This is a genomic window from Morganella sp. HMSC11D09 (genome assembly GCF_001807955.1).
GTDB lineage: Bacteria > Pseudomonadota > Gammaproteobacteria > Enterobacterales > Enterobacteriaceae > Morganella > Morganella morganii.
In genome coordinates, this window is record NZ_KV791662.1 from 189,256 (window position 1) to 208,063 (window position 18,808).

The window sequence follows — 18,808 nt, forward strand, 5'->3', positions numbered from 1 at the left end:
CAAAGTAAAAGTTGGCACGCAAATTGATTATCTCTCTGTAACGAAGCATAAAAACAGAAGGTAACTATCAAATGGCTATTCATGTAAAAAATAATGTGTATTGGGTCGGACAACGTGACTGGGAAGTCCGCGATTTCCACGGAACAGAATACAAAACCCTGCTCGGCAGCAGCTATAACAGCTATCTGATCCGCGAAGAGAAAAATGTCCTGATTGATACAGTTGATCACAAATTCAGCCGCGAGTTTGTGCAGCATCTGCAGACACAAATCGACCTGAACGATATTGATTACATTGTGATTAACCATGCGGAAGAAGATCACGCCGGGGCATTAACCGAACTGATGTCGGCGATCCCGGGCACACCAATCTACTGTACTGAAAATGCCATTGATTCCATTAACGGCCACCACCATCACCCAGAATGGCATTTTAATGTGGTGAAAACCGGGGATACCCTGGATATCGGTAACGGCAAACAGCTGATTTTTGTCGAAACCCCGATGCTGCACTGGCCTGACAGCATGATGACCTATCTGACCGGAGATGCCATCCTGTTCAGTAATGATGCCTTTGGTCAGCACTATTGCGACGAGCGGCTGTTTAATGATGAGGTGGATCAGACTGAGCTGTTTGAGCAGTGCCAGCGTTACTATGCCAACATCCTGACGCCGTTCAGCCGTCTGGTGACTCCGAAAATTACTGAAATCCTCGGGTTCGGGCTGCCGGTGGATATGATCGCGACCTCACACGGCGTGGTCTGGCGCGATAATCCGACTCAAATCGTGGAGTGGTATCTGAAATGGGCGGCGGATTATCAGGAAGATCGTATCACGATTTTCTATGACACCATGTCGAACAACACCCGCATGATGGCCGATGCAATCGCACAGGGGATCAATGAAGCGGACCCGGATGTGGCGGTGAAAATCTTTAACGTCGCCCGCAGCGATAAGAATGACATCATCACCAGTGTGTTCCGTTCAAAAGGAGCGCTGGTGGGCTCATCCACTATGAATAATGTCATGATGCCGAAAATTGCTGGGATGCTGGAGGAATTAACCGGTCTGCGGTTCCGCAATAAAAAAGCAGCGGCTTTCGGCAGTTACGGCTGGAACGGCGGAGCGGTTGACCGTGTGCAGACCCGGCTGATGGATGCCGGTTTTGAAACCACGATGTCACTGAAAGCAAAATGGCGTCCTGATCTGAATACCCTTGAAGAGTGCCGCCAATACGGACGTGACCTGGCGCGGCAGTGGGCGACCGGGGTATTACCGGCGGTCAGCAGACCGGCAGCAGCGGCACCAAAAGCGATCACGCCGCAACCGGTAGCCACCCCGGCAGCCGCGGTCAATGATACCGGAAAAGCAAAATCATGTGACAGTGTCACTAATGTATCATCTCAGGATTTGGGGCCGTGTATGCAGTGCGGTGTGTGTCAGTGGATTTATGATCCGGAAAAAGGCGAGCCGATGCAGGGTGTGGAGCCGGGAACGCCGTGGTCCTGTGTACCGGATAATTTCCTGTGCCCGGAATGCTCTCTCGGTAAAGACGTATTTGATGTCCTGACGACGGAGGCCGCATGAGCGCAGGCATTGTAATTATCGGCGGGGGCTTTGCTGCCCGCCAGTTGGTGAAAAATATCCGTAAAACCGATACACAGGTGCTGCTGACGGTGATTGCGGCAGACAGTATCGATGAATATAACAAACCGGATTTAAGCCATGTGATAAGTCTGAATCAGCGTGCTGATGATCTTATCCGGCAGTCAGCACAGGAATTTGCACAGCAATATAATGTGGCGCTGTTCCCGCATACCCGGATTAGCGGCATTGATGCACAACAGCATCTTATCAGCAGTGATCAGCAGCAATGGCACTATGACAAACTGGTGCTGGCGACCGGGGCAACACCGGGCCGTCCGCCGGTGCCCGGCAATGAACTGATGCTGACACTTAACAGCCGCGAGGATTTTCAGCGGCACGAAACACAGCTGCGTAATGCACAGCGGGTACTGATCCTTGGCAGCGGCCTGATCGGCACAGAATTGGCAATGGATTTCTGCCGGGCCGGGAAAACCGTTACCCTGGCGGATATGGCGGCCAGTATTTTGTCCTCACTGATGCCCGCTGAACTCAGCAGCCGTCTGCGGCATAACCTGTCCGCATCCGGTGTGCGGGTGCTGACCGGTACACAGTTACAGTCACTGAAGAAAACAGAAAATGATATAGAGGCGTTGTTTGATCATGATTGTGTGACCCGCGCGGATGTGGTGATTGCCGCCACCGGACTGAAACCGGATACCTCGCTGGCTGAGCTGGCCGGTCTGACTGTCCGGCGCGGTATTGTGACAAACAGTTCATTACAGACATCCGATCCGGATATTTATGCCCTCGGCGATTGCGCGGAAATTGACGGTAAAGTGATGCAGTATCTGCAGCCGATTATGCTCAGCGCGGTCTGTCTGGCAAAAAATCTGACCGGCGGAGAGGGAAAACTGACACTGCCGCCAATGCTTATCAGGGTGAAAACACCGGATCTGCCGGTACAGCTCGCCGGGGATTTTCATCATCCTGATCTGCGGTGGAGTATTGATATCAGCCGCAACGGTATGACGGCCAAAGGCCATGACAGCGCCGGAAATCTGCACGCTTTTGCGGTAACGGAAGACAAACTCAGTGATGCTTTTACGCTGCTGCGTCAGCTGCCGCAGCACTGATTTATCATGGTTTATGACTGAATTTTGAGGTAATAAAAATGACATTACGTGAAAAAACCCTGGGCGAACTGGCGCTGTCTGTGAATGGTGCATCGGCACTTTTCCGCCGTTATGATCTGGATTTCTGCTGCGGCGGAAAACGGACACTGGCAAAAGCGGCAGAGAAAAAATCCCTGAATATCGATGAAATTGAACAGGCATTACTCGCCCTGAAAGATGAGGCACCGGCGCAGGACTGGCGGAAAGCCCCGCTGAGCGACATTATCGCCTTTATTATTACCCGTTATCACGATCGCCACCGCGCACAATTACCGGAACTGATTTTACAGGCGGAAAAAGTGGAGCGGGTGCATGCCGCCAAAGCCAGTGTCCCGAAAGGGCTGGCCCGGCAGCTGACGGCACTGCATGAAGAGCTGACCTCGCATATGATGAAAGAGGAACAAGTGCTGTTTCCGATGATCTGCAACGGCATGGGACCGCAGGCGGCAGGGCCGGTACAGGTTATGGAAGCAGAGCATGATGATGCGGGGGATATTGTGGAGGTGATTAAATTTATCACCAATAATGTCACAGCACCGGAAGAAGCCTGCACAACCTGGCGGGTACTGTATAACGGTATCAATACCTTCATTGATGATTTAATGGAACACATCAGCCTGGAGAATAACTTACTGTTCCCGCGCGCTCTGGCCGGGGAATAGTTCAGCTGCTGATATCATGACGGAACAGCGGAATATATTGCCCGCCTTGCTGTTCCGTCAGCTGTTTTTCTTCCTCACTCCAGCCGTAGTTAATAGCATGGCTGACCGCTCCGGAGTCGCGGGTGGTGATAATCAGTGAGGCTGCCGGTGCTGCAGTGTATGCAGAGAGTACCCGGATAATTCAGTTCATCACGGGTAAAAGTAACCTGTGATGCAGGTACGGTGGTTTGCAAACGCTGCAGTAACATTGTCAGAGAATGATTCATTCGTGCGGTGTCCCTTTACCGGTATCATTAATATTACTTAATTTACATACGACGTTATCATATGACAGATAAGAGTACTACCGGCTGAATCTGAGAGTGGTCACGATGAGGGCGGGAATAAGATTCTTCTTTATCACAAATAAGAAAATCAAACACCCGTGGGTGTTTGATTTAAATGAGGCATATTGTTTATTATTTTTTATAATACGGGATAAATGTTATTTTTAATAAATCCGTTATTTGACTTCTATATTTGCTGTGTAGTATATCTTTGCCTAATCAGCGATAGCTTATGGTGACAATATGTTTTTCTGAATCAGATAAAACCGGAGTGATATTTACTTCACCAATGTTATCTGGTATTAATGTACCGTTAGGTTTATTATCCGCCTGAATACTGCTGTTATATTTGGCGGTTTCACCGGAACGGTAACATTCGGCATTGACGTTATTGCCGGATACCTGATAGGTGCAGGGGGCTTCTGTCAGTGACCCGTAGAAATTGATGACGCCGCCTTGCTGACCCTGCAATGATGCGCTGTGTGTAACAAAAGATAATGCAATACCTGCAACTAAAACTAAACGGTTTAACATAGACATATTTTTACTCTCTGTATTCGATATTAACTGAAAGTGTCCCGTTTTAATATTATGAGAAAAGTATCAGTTAATAACATCACAAATGATAGTTAACGGTTAATGATAATATATGATCGCTACGTCTTACTTTATAGTTTGAATGTTACATCAGTATTATTAAACAGACCCATAACAAATAGCCTGTCGCAACAAAAACAAGGGCTGTTATTTCTGTTCTTTTTATTTAGGATTTGTTTATTAAGTGTAGTTTATAATGCGGACATTAAAACAAAAACACTTTACTCAGTATCTATATCCTGTCCGCCCCGTTACGGGGCTTTTTTTATCCGAAATACATTCCTGTTTAAATTTGATCAATATAAACGGGAATGTCAGTTGCTGTGATTATTGAGGAAAACTCATCAAAAAACGGAGCGAATATTAGCATCAAAAATCGGGATGGGCAAAATTAAGAATAAACTGAATGACATCACCTAAGTTTATGTTTGTTGGTTTTTTTATGACCAGAATCCCGGGAAACAAAATAAAATCCCCGGGATTAAATTGTAATGTTCCGTGTAATAGCTACTAATTCTGTAACACAATGTTACAAGATGTTTCGCCATTATAGAGCTTAGTGATGTTTTCCAGCGTGGTTTCGCTGATACTCAACAGAGCTTCTTCTGTCAGAAACGCCTGATGGCCGGTAAACAGGACGTTATGGCAGGAAGAGAGACGGCGGAACACATCATCCTGAATCACATCATTCGATTTATCTTCAAAGAATAAATCACGTTCATTTTCATACACATCCATACCCAGCGCGCCAATTTTCTGCTGTTTGAGGGCATTAATGGCGGCAGCGGAATCAATTAATGCACCGCGGCTGGTATTGATAATCATCACGCCGTCTTTCATTTTGGCAAATGCGGTTTCATTCAGCAGATGATGATTTTCCGGCGTCAGCGGGCAGTGAAGTGAAATCACATCAGATTGCGCAAACAGCGTGTTCAGATCGACATATTCTGCACCCAGATCCAGTGCTGTCTGGTTAGGATAAGGATCAGACACCAGCAGGCGCATCCCGAATCCCTTTAATATCCGCAGTACGGCCAGGCCGATTTTGCCTGTTCCGACAATCCCGGCTGTGCGGTTATGCATATTAAAGCCGGTCAGACCCTCGAGAGAAAAGTTAGCATCGCGGGTGCGCTGGTAAGCACGGTGAATACGGCGGTTCAGGCTCAGCATCATACCGACGGCATGTTCAGCCACAGCTTCCGGGGAATAGGCCGGAACACGGACAACCTGAATACCCAGCTCTTCAGCGGCGGCTAAATCCACGTTATTAAAACCCGCACAGCGCAGTGCGAGGATTCTGATATTGAGATCCGCCAGTTCCTGCAATACTTCCCGGTTCGCATCATCATTAACAAAAATACAGACAGCATCGGCACCCACGGCGTTTTTTGCGGTTTGTTGTGTCAGCGGGAAATCAAAATATTCGATATCATACTGAAAGCGAGGATCCTGATTAATCAAATCCATATGTTTGCTGTCGTAATGTTTGGTACTGTAACTGACGATTTTCATCGGGGTTCCTCCGCTAAAAAATAAATCGCTACACTAAACCGGATAGCCCTGACAAAATAGGGCGGTCCTGTGTTCAGAAATGATTGAAATCTGCTGACTACAGTATAACGCTTAGTTGATGTATCTGTAACCGGGGAACTGCACCTCTGAGGTCTATGAAAAAATTACTGAAAGTGCTGGTCGTACTGCTTGCTCTGCTGATGATTATCCTCCCGGCGGCCTGGCTGACAATTCCGCGCTGGCTGCCTGCCGTGGTGAAATCCTCTCTGCCGGATGGCGTTACACTGTCACTTTCTCAGCCAAAAATTCGTGCGGGTGGCCTCTATATAGAAGAAGCGGCTCTCCGCAGTAATGAATGTCAGCTGGCGGGCGGGGAAAAGCTGTCACTTCACTATCAGCGCGGCGGCCGCTGGATTATTGATGCCGGTTCACTGACCGGTGATGCGGGTTGCTTTCAGAAATTACCTTCCGGCCCTGAAGAAACAGACACTACACCGGTTGATATCGGTGCGCTGTTATCGCAGTTGCCGCCGGTGACGCTGACCGCTGATAACGTTATCCCCGCGCCCTGGCAGATGTACCGGGGAAAACTGAGCCTGACAACCGCACCCGGCCGGGGACAGCAATTGAGTTATCAGGGTGAGAACATTCAGGCGGAGCTGGCGGTTGATCCGGCGCTGAACCTGACTCTGTCACAACTGGATGCCACTGTTGGTGATGAAAAATTTGCGCTCAGCGGCGCACTGACACTGCCGCTGAATACAGCGGAGCTGCCGGATAAAGGCAGATTACAGGCTGAAATCACAACCACATACCGGCCACAGCCGCTGATGGCTGCCTTTGACTGGCAGGGGCGGCAGGGTGTTCTGACGCTGAGTGAAACCGATCCGCAGACCGTGCTGCTGAATATTCCCTGGGAAGCCACGGCGGAAAGTATTCTGATTAAAAACGGGGAATGGCGCTGGGATGAGTGGGAACAGCCACTGAAGGGAACTATCAGCGCAGAACTGAAAAACTGGCTCTCTTCACCGGCGGATATGCTTTTGGGGGCACGGATCTCCGTGACCACGCAGGGTGTGCGCGGTAAAGGCACGGTGGTATTGCAGTTACCGGAAACACCCCTTCCGCTGACTGAGTTTGATATTCCTTTTGAGCTGGCCGGGCAGGTTAATCACAATGATATGTGGGCAGCAGGACGGGTACCGGCGGTACTGACCGGCACATTTTCCGATCCGGTGATCCGGTTACGCTCCGGGGCACTGGTGCGGGCACGCGGGCAGCTCAGTCCGGATTTTCTGGTGGAAGAACTGCGTCTGCCGCTGGCGGGAACCTCGTTGTCACAGCAGGGAATTTCCGGGCCGCTGGATGCTATTGTGACGGTGAATAATCCGGAGCTGGGGCGTTACCGTTTTCAGATGAAAGGCCAGGCGCGGGAATTCCTGCCGGATAATGGCCGCTGGTACTGGCAAATCTGGGGAAAAGGCCGGATGAAGCCGCTGAATGCGGACTGGACATTCTCCGGCGCCGGTTCCTGGCTGGATGAGGAAATCCGTATCCGGAAACTGAACACCGGATTCAACGGTATCCGCTACGGTATGATGTCGATGGATGCCCCGGCGCTGACACTGTTATCCCCGCTGATCTGGACGCGGGTTGACGGGCAGGAGAAATTGTCCGGTAAAGTGCAGCTGACCACCCGGAAAATCCGGCTGGATAACAGCTATCTGCCGTCCGCGACCTTTAATATGACGCTGGATGGCCGTGACCCCCGCGATTTTTCTGTTAAAGGCACACTGTCAGCCGGAAAAAATATCGGGCCGATACATTACTGGAGCCGCTGGGACGGTGTCCGTCTGCGTGGTGAGGCTCGTTGGCCGGAGCAGGATATGCGGGCATTTCAGACGCTGATCCCGGCCGATCTGGGGATCTCACTGCGTAACGGTGTTTTCTATGCCCAGGCGGCGTATTCTGCTGCACCGGGTCAGGGATTTGTCGCCGGCGGGCACTGGGTGGTCAAACAGGCGGGCATGTGGCTGAAAGACGGCGAAGTGAGCGGCGTGGATTTTGTGCTGCCGTGGCGGCTCGCGGACAGCCGCTGGCAGCTCGGCAGTAAAACGCCTGTGATGCTGCGGATTGCGCGTGTTGAGAATCTGTTTGAAGTGACGGATATTAAAGCCGATTTGCAGGGTTATTACCCGTACGGTGATGCCTATCCGCTGGAACTGTCCGGCGTCAGTCTGGATATTCTGGGCGGACAGGTCACCATGCCGTCACTGACCATTCCGCAGAAAACCGCAGCGGTGATAAAACTGGATAAACTGAATACCGGCCCGCTGATCAATACGCTGAAAGTGACACAGTTTGCCCTTGAAGGCAGTATCAGCGGGGAATTACCGTTTTATATTGATAATCCGCAGTGGATTGTGCATAACGGTTGGGTGGAAAACGACGAACCGCTGACCCTCAATCTGGATAATCAGTTTGTTGAATCGGTCAGTGAAAACAATATTTCAGCGGGTACGGCGATTAACTGGCTGGATTATCTGGTGATGAAACGGGTGCGGACGGATGTTAATCTGACCAACCTGGGTGTCCTGACGATGTCATCAGTGGTTTCCGGCTATAATCCGGTACTGGATGCACGGCGGGCGGTAAATCTGAATTACCGGCATGAGGAAAATGTGTTTCAGTTATGGCGCAGTCTGCGTTTCGGCAGCAATCTGGAAGCCTGGCTGGAAAAGAGTATTTCACAGAATCAGGAGTAACATCCGACGGAGTCAGAATGAAAAAATGGATAGCAGGTGCGGTATTACCGCTGATGATTATCGCGCTTAACGGTTGTCTGCGGGTGGAAGTGGCCACACCGGATAAACCCATTGATATCAATATGAATGTCAAAATTGAACATGAAATTAATGTCAAAATTGACCGCCAGGTTGAAGATTTGCTGAAAAATAACTCAGCGATATTTTGAGGTGAATAATGCGTAAATTCATTAACAGCGGGCTGGCCGCGCTGACATTACTGATCAGCAGCTCTGCGTTTGCACTGACCCTGGATGAGGCCAAACAGCAGGGACTGGTGGGCGAAACCTTCAGCGGTTATATCGCGGCCGTGGATAAAGCATCGTCACGGCAGGATGTCAGCGGTCTGGTGAAAGAGATTAATACAGCCCGGGCGCAAAAATACAGCGAACTGGCACAAACCAACCGGATGAAAGCGGATGAAGTGGCTAAAATCGCCGGACAGAAACTGGTGACCCGCGCGCCGCAGGGCGAATATGTGCTCGGTATCAACGGTAAATGGCTGAAGAAAGAGTAACGGATTAACGGATGCAAAAAAAAGCGCCGGATGACCCGGCGCGGAACAAGGATGATTAATGATGATACTGCTTGTTTTTGTGTTGTTATCCGGTTATGCGGAAAGCGCTTCAACGCACTGACGGGCATTCTGCTGTGCTTTTTCAGCAAAATCCTCACCCATCGAGACACCTTCGGCATAAATAAACTCAATATCGCTGATCCCGATAAAACCCAGGAACTGTGTCATAAACGGCACAATCAGGTCAGACGTCTGATCGCGGTGGAAACCGCCGCGTGCAGTCAGAACAATCGCACGTTTGCCCGTCACCAGCCCTTCGGCACCTTTTTCGGTATAGCGGAAGGTCTTGCCGGCAGCTGCAATGAAATCCAGATAGGTTTTCAGCTGTGTCGGTATGGTGAAGTTATACATTGGTGCGGTGAATACGATAACGTCGTGTGCAAAAAGCTCATCAATCAGTTCAGTCTGTAATGCATTTGCGGACTCCTGACGCTGTGTTAAGGTGCCGCCTGCGGAACCATGCATACCGGAAACAATTTCGTTATCCAGAACCGGTACCGGGTCAGCACTCAGGTCGCGGACAGTGATCGCATCATCTGCATGATTTTTCCGCCATTGTCCGATAAAATAATCCGCCATTTTGTTGGTGTGTGAGTAGTCCGCAAGAATACTGGATTTCAGAACGAGAACTTTTTGCATAGTAAACCTTGTTATTGTGATTCAGCTTATTTATTACGTAATCAGTGTATGAAAGCCGCTGTATAAAGAACAGCAGATAAATTCGGCGCATAACATCAAAAAATCTGACAATGGCCGGATACGGCAAGTTTAATAAAGACACGCGGTGTGCGTTACTCCGAAAACGGGATAACAATGACAGAGGGGAGACCCGCCGCACAAAAAGCCAAACCGTACAGACGGCACGATATTACCTATCAGAAGGACAGCAAGGTGAATTCCCTTCTTAATGAATTAAAACAGTTAATCCCCCATCTATCGCTGCGGGAGCAGCATCAGTTCCGCAAACGGCTGGCGGGGGTGGCGAAGATCCGCAACCCCGAATCTCAGCAGAAGGTGCTGGCAGGGTTACAGGATGAGATGCTGCGCGGTATTACCCGCACAGAGCTGCGCATTGCCAACCGGCCGGAGATTACCTATCCGGATAATCTGCCGGTCTCGCAGAAGCGCGAAGCGATTTATAACGCGATCCGTGATAATCAGGTGGTGATCATCGCGGGTGAAACCGGATCCGGTAAAACCACGCAGATCCCGAAAATCTGTCTGGAACTGGGACGCGGTATCACCGGGTTTATCGGTCATACCCAGCCGCGTCGTCTGGCTGCACGGACCGTAGCTTCCCGTATTGCGGAGGAACTGAAAGTCCCGCTTGGCGGCGCCGTCGGTTATAAAGTCCGCTTCAGTGATCAGGTCAGTGATAATTCGCTGGTTAAGCTGATGACGGACGGGATCCTGCTGGCAGAATTACAGCAGGACAAGCTGCTGCTGCAGTATGACACCATCATCATCGATGAAGCCCACGAACGCAGCCTGAATATTGATTTTATCCTCGGCTATCTGCGTCAGCTTCTGCCGAAACGTCCGGATCTGAAAGTGATCATCACCTCCGCGACCATTGATCCGGAGCGGTTTTCCCGTCATTTCGGTAATGCACCGATTATTGAAGTCTCCGGGCGTACTTATCCGGTGGAAGTCCGTTATCGTCCGGTGATGGGGGAAGAGAATGATTCGGATCGTGACCTGACTCAGGGCATTCTGGATGCCGTGCATGAACTGGGACGGGAAAGTGCGGGGGATATCCTTATCTTTATGAGCGGGGAGCGGGAGATCCGTGAAACCGCCGATGCCCTGAATAAAGCAGATTTACGCCATACCGAAGTGCTGCCGCTGTTTGCCCGTCTTTCCAACAGTGAACAGAACCGGATTTTTCAGCCGCACACCGGGCGCCGTATCGTACTGGCCACCAACGTGGCGGAAACTTCGCTGACCGTTCCCGGCATCAAATATGTGATTGATACCGGGTTTGCCCGTGTCAGCCGCTACAGTTACCGGACAAAAGTTCAGCGTCTGCCGATAGAACCAATTTCGCAGGCCTCGGCAAACCAGCGCAAAGGGCGTTGCGGCCGTGTTTCTGACGGGATCTGCATCCGACTCTATTCGGAGGATGATTTCCTGTCACGGCCGGAATTTACCGACCCGGAAATTCTGCGTACCAACCTGGCCTCCGTTATTCTGCAGATGACCGCGATCGGGCTGGGGGATATCGCCGCCTTCCCGTTTGTGGAAGCGCCGGATAAACGCAATATCCAGGATGGCGTCAAACTGCTGGAAGAACTGGGTGCTATCGACGGTAAAACCTCCGCCGAAGGGCATTATCATCTGACACAAACCGGCCGTCAGCTGGCGAAACTGCCGATTGACCCGCGCCTGGCGCGGATGGTGCTGGAAGCCCGTAACCACGGCGCGGTGCGGGAAACCATGGTGATCGCCGCCGCACTCTCCATCCAGGATCCCCGTGAGCGTCCGCTGGAGAAACAGCAGGCGTCCGATGAAAAACACCGCCGCTTTGCGGATAAAGAATCTGACTTTATTGCCTTTGTGAATCTGTGGAACTACCTGAAAGAACAGCAGAAAGTGTTATCCAACTCGCAGTTGCGCAAACAGTGTCGTCAGGAGTTTCTTAACTATCTGCGGATCCGCGAATGGCAGGATGTGTATACCCAGCTGCGCCAGGTGGTGAAAGAGCAGGGAATTCCGGTGAACAGCGAACCGGCGGATTATAAAAGTGTCCATCTGTCGCTCCTGAGCGGTCTGCTGTCCCATGTCGGGCAGAAAGACACGGAAAAACAGGAGTTCACCGGGGCGCGTAATGCGCGTTTCTCCGTCTTCCCGGGTTCCGGCTTATTTAAGAAGCCGCCGAAATGGGTAATGGTGGCGGAGCTGGTGGAAACCAGCCGGTTATGGGGGCGGATTGCCGCTAAAATTGAACCGGAATGGATAGAGCCGCTGGCACCGCATCTGGTGAAATATCACTACAGCGAGCCGCACTGGGAGAAATCTCAGGGTGCGGTGATGGCAACGGAAAAAGTGACTCTCTATGGCCTGCCGGTCGTGGCGGGACGTCCGGTGAACTACGGTAATATCGATCCGGCGCTGTGTCGTGAACTCTTTATCCGTCATGCGCTGGTGGAAGGTGACTGGCTGACCCGTCATGCGTTCTTCCGGGAAAACCAGAAACTGCGTAATGAAGTGGAAGAGCTGGAACACAAATCCCGGCGCCGCGATATCCTTGTGGATGATGAAACTCTGTTCAGTTTCTACGATACCCGTCTGCCGCCGGATATTATCTCGTCACGCCACTTTGATAACTGGTGGAAACGGGAACGGCTACAGAAACCGGATTTTCTCAATTATGAGAAAAACATGCTGATCCGCTCTGATGCTAATCAGGTAACTGCACAGGATTATCCGAACTACTGGTATCAGGGGGATCTGAAATTCCGCCTGAGCTATCAGTTTGAACCCGGAACCGAAGCGGACGGTGTGACCGTACATATTCCGCTGCCGGTACTGAATCAGGTCAGTCCGGAAGGGTTTGACTGGCAAATCCCCGGGCTGCGTGAAGAGCTGGTTATTGCGCTGATTAAATCGCTGCCGAAACCGGTACGCCGCAATTTTGTGCCTGCACCAAACTATGCGGGCGCATTTATGGAGCGGGTACCTGAGCCGCAGGGCGCACTGCTGGATGCGCTGGAGCGGGAACTGCGCCGTATGACCGGTGTCACGGTTGATCGCGAATCCTGGCAGTTGGATCAAATTCCGTCACATCTGAAAATCACCTTCCGTATCACGGGGGATAAACAGAAAAAACTGGCGGAAGGTTACGATCTGGAAGCTTTAAAACTGAGCCTGAAAGAGCAGGTGCAGCAGACACTGTCTGATGTGGTCGATGACGGTATCGAACAAAGCGGTGCGCATATCTGGCGTTTCGGCGATATTCCCGGCTGTTATGAGCAAAAACGCGGTGGTTATGCGGTGAAAGCTTACCCGGCGCTGGTGGATGAAAAGCAGAGTGTCGGGATTAAGGTCTTTGAAACGGAATTTGAGCAGCAGCTGGCGATGCAGGCGGGAACGCGGCGCTTACTGCTGCTGAATATTCCGTCGCCGATCAAATATCTGCATGAAAAATTACCGAACAAAGCCAAACTGGGGCTGTATTTTAACCCGTACGGTAAAGTGCTGGATCTGATTGATGATTGTATCGCCTGTGGTGTCGACAAGCTGATCGCACAATACGGCGGTGTGGTCTGGCAGGAGGACAAATTCGCGCAGTTACAAGAGTTTGTCCGGGCTGAGCTGAACGAAACCGTTGTCGGTATCGCGAAGCTGGTGGAGCAGATCCTGACCACCACATTTGCCATCAGTAAACGCCTGAAAGGGCGGATTGATATGCAGATGGCGTTTGCGCTCTCTGACATCAAAGCACAAATGAGCGGACTGGTCTTCCCGGGCTTTGTAACGGCTCACGGCTGGCAGCGTCTGCCGGATATCCTGCGCTATTTACAGGGGATAGAGCGGCGCATCGAAAAACTGGTATCTGACGTTAACCGCGACAGGGCGAATATGAGTAAAATTGAGCATGTTCAGAACCTGTGGAAGCAGTGGCAGGGTAAGTTATCACCGGTGGAGAAACACAGACCGGAAGCGGAGGCTGTGCGCTGGATGATAGAAGAGTTGCGTATCAGTCTGTTCGCCCAGCAACTGGGAACGCCGTATCCGGTTTCTGATAAACGGATTATTCAGGCAATGGAACAAATCAGCGGGTAAAGTGCCGTTTTTGCGGTATACTGTTTATTTATCCAGTGTCGGTGATTATAGTAACAAACGGGCATATCATCGCCCGTTTTCTTTTGTCCTTTTTCTGTGAATGCATCATTTTAGTTACAACATGCAGTGTGTTTTCATCTCAATCCTCCGCAGGAAGCAACGGTGCTTGTTTATGTTCGGCAGAGAAAATTGGGGGAAGCGGGGAAGGAGACAAAAAAGCCGGTCAGTGACCGGCTCCTGTTTTCAGATTTTCAGCGCACCAGATACCAGAGTGCGGGAACTGCCGCTATCAGCAGGGCTGCAATAATGCTCCACTCGATAAAATGCAGTGTGGTTTTTATCTCACGGTTTTTCAGGGCATAGAGAAATACCAGAATACCCGGTGCATAGAGCACAACTGACAGCATCAGATTGATAATGCCGGATGCATAAATCAGCCATAAGCCATACATTGCCGCAATCATACCCACGCCGAGCAGTGCCGGTTTTTTCATTCTCAGGGCGGTTTTTACCAGGAATGCACCGACCAGGAAATAGGGCACCAGAATCATTTCAGAAGCAATGGTCAGCAGCGTATTGTAATTACTGCCGCTGAGCCAGATCAGCACCAGTGCCAGCTGTACCGCACCGTTAGTCATCCATAAAGAGGAGGATGGGGCATTATTCGCATTCTGTTTTTTAAACGGTGACGGGAAAGAGCCATGCAGTGCGGCGATAAACGGCACTTCGGCAGCCATAATTGTCCAGCTCAGGTATGCACCACAGACAGAAATAATCAGACCCGCTGCGATAATAATCTCACCGCTGCCGCCAATCAGGTTCACCATCAGTGTCGCCATTGACGGGTTGCGCATTTCTGCCAGTTCCGGACGGGCAACAACCCCCATTGACAGCAGGGTAACCAGGGTATAAATCGTCAGTGCGGAAATCACTGCCATCATTGTGGCCAGGCCGACATCTTTGCGGCGGCGGGCACGGGCAGAAACCACAACAGCACCTTCAATCCCGATAAACACCCACAGGGTGATCAGCATGGTATCTTTCACCTGCTGCCACACAGGTACTCCGAGATCCACACCGGTGAAATCAAGATGGAAGGTATCCCAGCGGAAAGCGATCACAGCCAGTACGATAAACAGGCCGAGCGGCACCAGTTTAGCGAACGTTGCCAGTTTATTGATACCGGCGGCAGTCTGTACGCCGCGCAGCACCAGGCAATGCACAAACCACAGCAGAACAGATTCACCAATCAGCGCCTGCCAGGTATTTCCGTCGCCGAAAACAATATTGTCCGGGGTATCCGTAAAAAAGCTGAACGCCGCAAACACAATCACCAGATAGGAGACGTTGGCGATCACTGCACATAACCAGTATCCCCAGGCGGAGCAGAAACCAATCAGTTCCCCGAAACCGTCTTTGGCATAGGTAAAGATGCCGCCGTCGAGATCCGGACGCAGCCGGGAAAGCAGCAGCAGGGCGAAAGCCAGAAAGAGGATACCGACACCGGTAATTGACCAGCCGATAATAAGTGCAGCCGGACTGGCCACTTCGGCCATATTCTGCGGAAGACTAAACACACCGGCACCAACCATAGAACTGAGCACTAATGCGGTGAGCGCGGTTAAACTGAGTTTCTTATCCAAAAGACCTTCCCGGTAAATCTGATGCGGTAAGCAGGGTATTCATGCAGTCAATCTGACTGAATACGCAAAAATTGGCGCTGATTGTACGGATACACGGCGGGATATGCAATGTTTAATCATGCATTAATTGCATTATATTATGCATATTTACTGTTTATCAGAACGACAGCAGAAGAATGTAGTGAAAGTGTTAATACCCCGGACAAAAGCCATAAAAAAAGCGTATCAGAGATACGCTTTTTCCGGTGAACTGTCAGGCGGTGATTATTTAAATAAATCAGCGCTGATAGTCACGTTACCGCCGCTGGACTGCCACTGACGGGTGATATGATAATATTTCGCCCCTTTGGCTGCCGCACGTTTGGCGACCTGATAAGAGACTTCCGGTGACGTGGTGTAGTAACCGGTAAAGGTTACGCTGTCAAACGGTGCCATAACAGCGGCTGACGCCTTGTTCAGTTCCTGAACCTGGGTGCCGTCCGGCAGAGTCACGGTATAACGGCCGCTGCGGGAGGACTGGGTTTCAAAGAAACGACCGACATTGTTACCGGCGGTGTCAGTAGAGGAGGCCACACCAGGGATTTCGACCTGTTTGGCAGCTTCGCCACCGGCAGCCAGTGCGGCACGACCGGCATCAGAATCCGCAGGGATCAGCGCTTCTTCTGTCTGCAGTACACGTTTTGGTGCATCCGCTTTATAGACATATGCAGTGACCAGCTGGTTACCGCCATCGTTGGTGAAAATATTACGGACGATAAAGAAAGAGGCCGCATCTTTTTTCACTGCTTCTTTGGCGATAGCATCGTTCAGATCAGGGCTGTTGGCAAAAAAGCCGCTGACAGTGACGGTATCAAACGGCTGAAGGCCGATAGCATCTTTCTCAGGTAATTCATTAACGCCACGGAACTGGCGGTAGCCTTTTTCCTCGGCCGGTGGTGCATCGCGGTGGTAAACATCCGCAACAACACGCATATTGCCGTTGTTGTTCAGATCATCGAGGCTCTGGATATAGAAAGCATCGGCACCCATTTTGTCTGCTTTACGCGAAACGGCAGCTGCGGCTTCATAAATAGCATTAAAACGCCCTGTAACTGCAATCCGCTCGAAAGGCTGGTACTGAGCGGCCTGTTCCGGTGTTAATTCCTGTGCCGCCTGAGCGGGGAGCAGACTGGTAAATGAAAAAAACATCGCAGATGCGATGACCGTTGTTTTCAGCTTCATACAAAATCCTTCCGCCTTGCGCAATTAATATTCATAACGTGCTGAACCTGTAAATTTTATATCCTGGCCGCACAATTATGACATGTATTTGTGCTTGTTGTCGCTTTAATTTATCGTGCAATCTAACGACTGTTAATCATACAGCTATTTTTACCATAAATTTATGCAATCATAGTCATTTATCGGCAAAAAAAATTTCCGCCCGGATAAATACCGTTTTAATTTCATTCAGCAAACAAATTAGATGGATCGATATCACATTTTTCAGTAGCTTATTAGGACATATCGGATAAAAGGGTGCTTTTGATCTGAATTTGTGCAGTTGGTTGTTTTTTTACGCACATGTCCGACCAATCATCCGTAAAACACTTGAGCTTATATAAGGGAACATTATGCGTATTGGTGTACCAAAAGAGCGACAGTCCAGTGAAACCCGGGTCGCCGCCACGCCGGCAACAGTAATACAACTGAAAAAACTCGGATTTGATGTGGCTGTTGAAACAGGAGCCGGTCATCTTGCCAGTTTTGATGACAACGCTTACCGTGAAGCCGGTGCTGATATTGTCAGCACACAGGAAGCCTGGCAGTCTGACCTTATTTTTAAAGTGAATGCTCCTCAGGATGATGAAATTCCGCTGATGAAGGCGGGCAGCTCACTGGTCAGCTTTATCTGGCCTGCCCAGAACCCGCAGCTGCTGGAAAAACTGTCAGCACAGGGTGTTAACGTCTTCGCGATGGATTCTGTACCGCGTATCTCACGCGCCCAGTCGCTGGATGCACTGAGTTCGATGGCCAATATCGCCGGTTACCGTGCGATTGTGGAAGCCGCCAACGCCTTCGGCCGTTTCTTCACCGGGCAGATCACTGCTGCCGGTAAAGTACCGCCTGCCAAAGTGCTGGTTATCGGTGCCGGTGTTGCCGGTCTGGCCGCTATCGGTGCGGCAGGCAGCCTCGGGGCCATTGTCCGTGCCTTTGATACCCGTCCTGAGGTAAAAGATCAGGTTAAAAGTATGGGTGCCGAATTCCTCGAACTTGATTTCGAAGAAACTGCGGGCAGCGGTGACGGTTACGCGAAAGTCATGTCGGAAGCCTTTATTAAAGCTGAGATGGCGCTGTTCGCGGATCAGGCGAAAGAAGTGGATATTATTGTCACCACCGCACTGATTCCGGGTAAACCGGCACCGAAACTCATCACCAGAGAAATGGTTGAGTCGATGAAATCAGGCAGCGTGATTGTTGACCTGGCGGCTCAGAACGGCGGTAACTGTGAACTGACCGTTCCGGGGGAAATCCACACCACGGAAAACGGCGTGAAAATCATCGGTTATACCGACCTGGCGGCGCGCCTTGCCACACAGTCATCCCAGCTTTACGGCACCAACCTGGTGAACCTGATGAAGCTGATGTGCAAAGAGAAAGACGGGCAGATCAACATTGATTTTGATGATGTGGTGATCCGCGGTCTGACGGTAGTGAAAGCCGGTGAAATCACCTGGCCTGCGCCGCCGATTCAGGTATCCGCACAACCGCAGGCAAAACCGGCCGCTGTGAAAGCAGAGAAAAAACCGGAAAAACCGATGTCACCGTGGCTGAAATACGGCCTGATGGTACTGGCATTTATCCTGTTCTCCTGGCTGGCCAACGTGGCTCCGCCGGAGTTTTTATCCGACTTTACCGTGTTCGCACTCTCCTGTGTGGTCGGCTATTACGTGGTCTGGAATGTCAGTCATGCGCTGCATACCCCGCTGATGGCGGTGACCAACGCAATTTCGGGGATTATCGTTGTCGGCGCACTGCTGCAAATCGGCAGCGGCGGCTGGGTGACATTCTTCTCCTTCATTGCGGTACTGATTGCCAGTATCAATATTTTCGGCGGATTCACCGTCACACAGCGTATGCTTAAAATGTTTCGTAAGGGGTAAT

Annotated in this window: 13 protein-coding genes; 8 read left to right on the top strand and 5 right to left on the bottom strand. The window is 50.8% G+C overall.

Annotation, left to right across the window (positions count from 1 at the left end; all coding sequences use genetic code 11):
• Positions 1-71 precede the first annotated feature (71 nt).
• Genes norV through ytfE form a run of 3 tightly spaced genes read left to right on the top strand, consistent with a single transcriptional unit; the run spans position 72 to position 3,420 of the window.
• On the top strand, positions 72-1,586 hold the full coding sequence (gene norV / locus HMPREF3119_RS04945; RefSeq protein ID WP_070578695.1) for an anaerobic nitric oxide reductase flavorubredoxin: 1,515 nt from the start codon (positions 72-74) through the stop codon (positions 1,584-1,586).
• The gene (norW, locus tag HMPREF3119_RS04950; RefSeq protein ID WP_004237528.1) at positions 1,583-2,719 is read left to right on the top strand and encodes an NADH:flavorubredoxin reductase NorW; all 1,137 of its coding nucleotides are present in this window, start codon (positions 1,583-1,585) and stop codon (positions 2,717-2,719) included. Before norV ends, norW begins: the two co-directional genes overlap by 4 nt.
• A gap of 38 nt (positions 2,720-2,757) precedes the next feature.
• Positions 2,758-3,420 (top strand): iron-sulfur cluster repair protein YtfE, encoded by a 663-nt coding sequence (gene ytfE / locus HMPREF3119_RS04955; protein ID WP_036422864.1) that lies wholly within the window; start codon positions 2,758-2,760, stop codon positions 3,418-3,420.
• Positions 3,421-3,965: 545 nt separating this feature from the next.
• On the opposite strand, the gene HMPREF3119_RS04960 is transcribed toward ytfE, so the two are convergent.
• Together HMPREF3119_RS04960 and HMPREF3119_RS04965 are read right to left on the bottom strand one after the other, a co-directional pair.
• Positions 3,966-4,286: a hypothetical protein gene (locus HMPREF3119_RS04960; RefSeq protein ID WP_015422702.1), complete on the bottom strand. Its 321-nt coding sequence runs from the start codon at positions 4,284-4,286 to the stop codon at positions 3,966-3,968.
• Between the two features lie 567 nt (positions 4,287-4,853).
• Entirely contained in the window at positions 4,854-5,855 is a 1,002-nt protein-coding gene (locus HMPREF3119_RS04965) for a 2-hydroxyacid dehydrogenase (RefSeq protein ID WP_004239390.1), read from the bottom strand.
• Between the two features lie 155 nt (positions 5,856-6,010).
• Here HMPREF3119_RS04965 and HMPREF3119_RS04970 point away from each other — a divergent pair, with 155 nt between their 5' ends.
• From HMPREF3119_RS04970 to HMPREF3119_RS04980, 3 genes are read left to right on the top strand one after another with little or no spacing between them, the layout of a single operon-like run.
• Positions 6,011-8,620, top strand: coding sequence for a YdbH family protein (locus HMPREF3119_RS04970; protein ID WP_070578698.1), 2,610 nt, complete (start codon positions 6,011-6,013; stop codon positions 8,618-8,620).
• 17 nt (positions 8,621-8,637) lie between these two features.
• The gene (locus tag HMPREF3119_RS04975) at positions 8,638-8,829 is read left to right on the top strand and encodes a YnbE family lipoprotein (RefSeq protein WP_004237534.1); all 192 of its coding nucleotides are present in this window, start codon (positions 8,638-8,640) and stop codon (positions 8,827-8,829) included.
• 8 nt (positions 8,830-8,837) lie between these two features.
• On the top strand, positions 8,838-9,176 hold the full coding sequence (locus tag HMPREF3119_RS04980; RefSeq protein WP_004239388.1) for a YdbL family probable chaperone protein: 339 nt from the start codon (positions 8,838-8,840) through the stop codon (positions 9,174-9,176).
• A gap of 93 nt (positions 9,177-9,269) precedes the next feature.
• Here HMPREF3119_RS04980 and HMPREF3119_RS04985 read toward each other — a convergent pair whose 3' ends face one another.
• Positions 9,270-9,875 carry an FMN-dependent NADH-azoreductase gene (locus tag HMPREF3119_RS04985; RefSeq protein ID WP_004237536.1) on the bottom strand — a complete coding sequence of 202 codons (606 nt, stop codon included), beginning with the start codon at positions 9,873-9,875 and terminating at the stop codon, positions 9,270-9,272.
• 174 nt (positions 9,876-10,049) lie between these two features.
• Between HMPREF3119_RS04985 and hrpA the strand changes: the two genes are divergently transcribed.
• A complete protein-coding gene (gene hrpA / locus HMPREF3119_RS04990; RefSeq protein ID WP_139144831.1) occupies positions 10,050-14,021 on the top strand; it encodes an ATP-dependent RNA helicase HrpA in 3,972 nt (1,323 codons plus the stop codon).
• 251 nt (positions 14,022-14,272) lie between these two features.
• Here hrpA and HMPREF3119_RS04995 read toward each other — a convergent pair whose 3' ends face one another.
• On the bottom strand, positions 14,273-15,664 hold the full coding sequence (locus tag HMPREF3119_RS04995) for an amino acid permease (protein WP_070578701.1): 1,392 nt from the start codon (positions 15,662-15,664) through the stop codon (positions 14,273-14,275).
• Between the two features lie 264 nt (positions 15,665-15,928).
• Entirely contained in the window at positions 15,929-16,885 is a 957-nt protein-coding gene (ydgH, locus tag HMPREF3119_RS05000; protein WP_004237539.1) for a DUF1471 family protein YdgH, read from the bottom strand.
• A 392-nt stretch (positions 16,886-17,277) separates the two neighbouring features.
• Between ydgH and pntA the strand changes: the two genes are divergently transcribed.
• Positions 17,278-18,807, top strand: coding sequence for a Re/Si-specific NAD(P)(+) transhydrogenase subunit alpha (gene pntA, locus HMPREF3119_RS05005; RefSeq protein ID WP_070578704.1), 1,530 nt, complete (start codon positions 17,278-17,280; stop codon positions 18,805-18,807).
• Position 18,808: the final 1 nt, after the last annotated feature.

Coding starts and splice junctions, on each gene's coding strand:
- norV (WP_070578695.1), top strand. CDS start 72: ATGGCTATTCATGTAAAAAATAATGTGTATTGGGTCGGACAACGTGAC.
- norW (WP_004237528.1), top strand. CDS start 1,583: ATGAGCGCAGGCATTGTAATTATCGGCGGGGGCTTTGCTGCCCGCCAG.
- ytfE (WP_036422864.1), top strand. CDS start 2,758: ATGACATTACGTGAAAAAACCCTGGGCGAACTGGCGCTGTCTGTGAAT.
- HMPREF3119_RS04960 (WP_015422702.1), bottom strand. CDS start 4,286: ATGTCTATGTTAAACCGTTTAGTTTTAGTTGCAGGTATTGCATTATCT.
- HMPREF3119_RS04965 (WP_004239390.1), bottom strand. CDS start 5,855: ATGAAAATCGTCAGTTACAGTACCAAACATTACGACAGCAAACATATG.
- HMPREF3119_RS04970 (WP_070578698.1), top strand. CDS start 6,011: ATGAAAAAATTACTGAAAGTGCTGGTCGTACTGCTTGCTCTGCTGATG.
- HMPREF3119_RS04975 (WP_004237534.1), top strand. CDS start 8,638: ATGAAAAAATGGATAGCAGGTGCGGTATTACCGCTGATGATTATCGCG.
- HMPREF3119_RS04980 (WP_004239388.1), top strand. CDS start 8,838: ATGCGTAAATTCATTAACAGCGGGCTGGCCGCGCTGACATTACTGATC.
- HMPREF3119_RS04985 (WP_004237536.1), bottom strand. CDS start 9,875: ATGCAAAAAGTTCTCGTTCTGAAATCCAGTATTCTTGCGGACTACTCA.
- hrpA (WP_139144831.1), top strand. CDS start 10,050: ATGACAGAGGGGAGACCCGCCGCACAAAAAGCCAAACCGTACAGACGG.
- ydgH (WP_004237539.1), bottom strand. CDS start 16,885: ATGAAGCTGAAAACAACGGTCATCGCATCTGCGATGTTTTTTTCATTT.
- pntA (WP_070578704.1), top strand. CDS start 17,278: ATGCGTATTGGTGTACCAAAAGAGCGACAGTCCAGTGAAACCCGGGTC.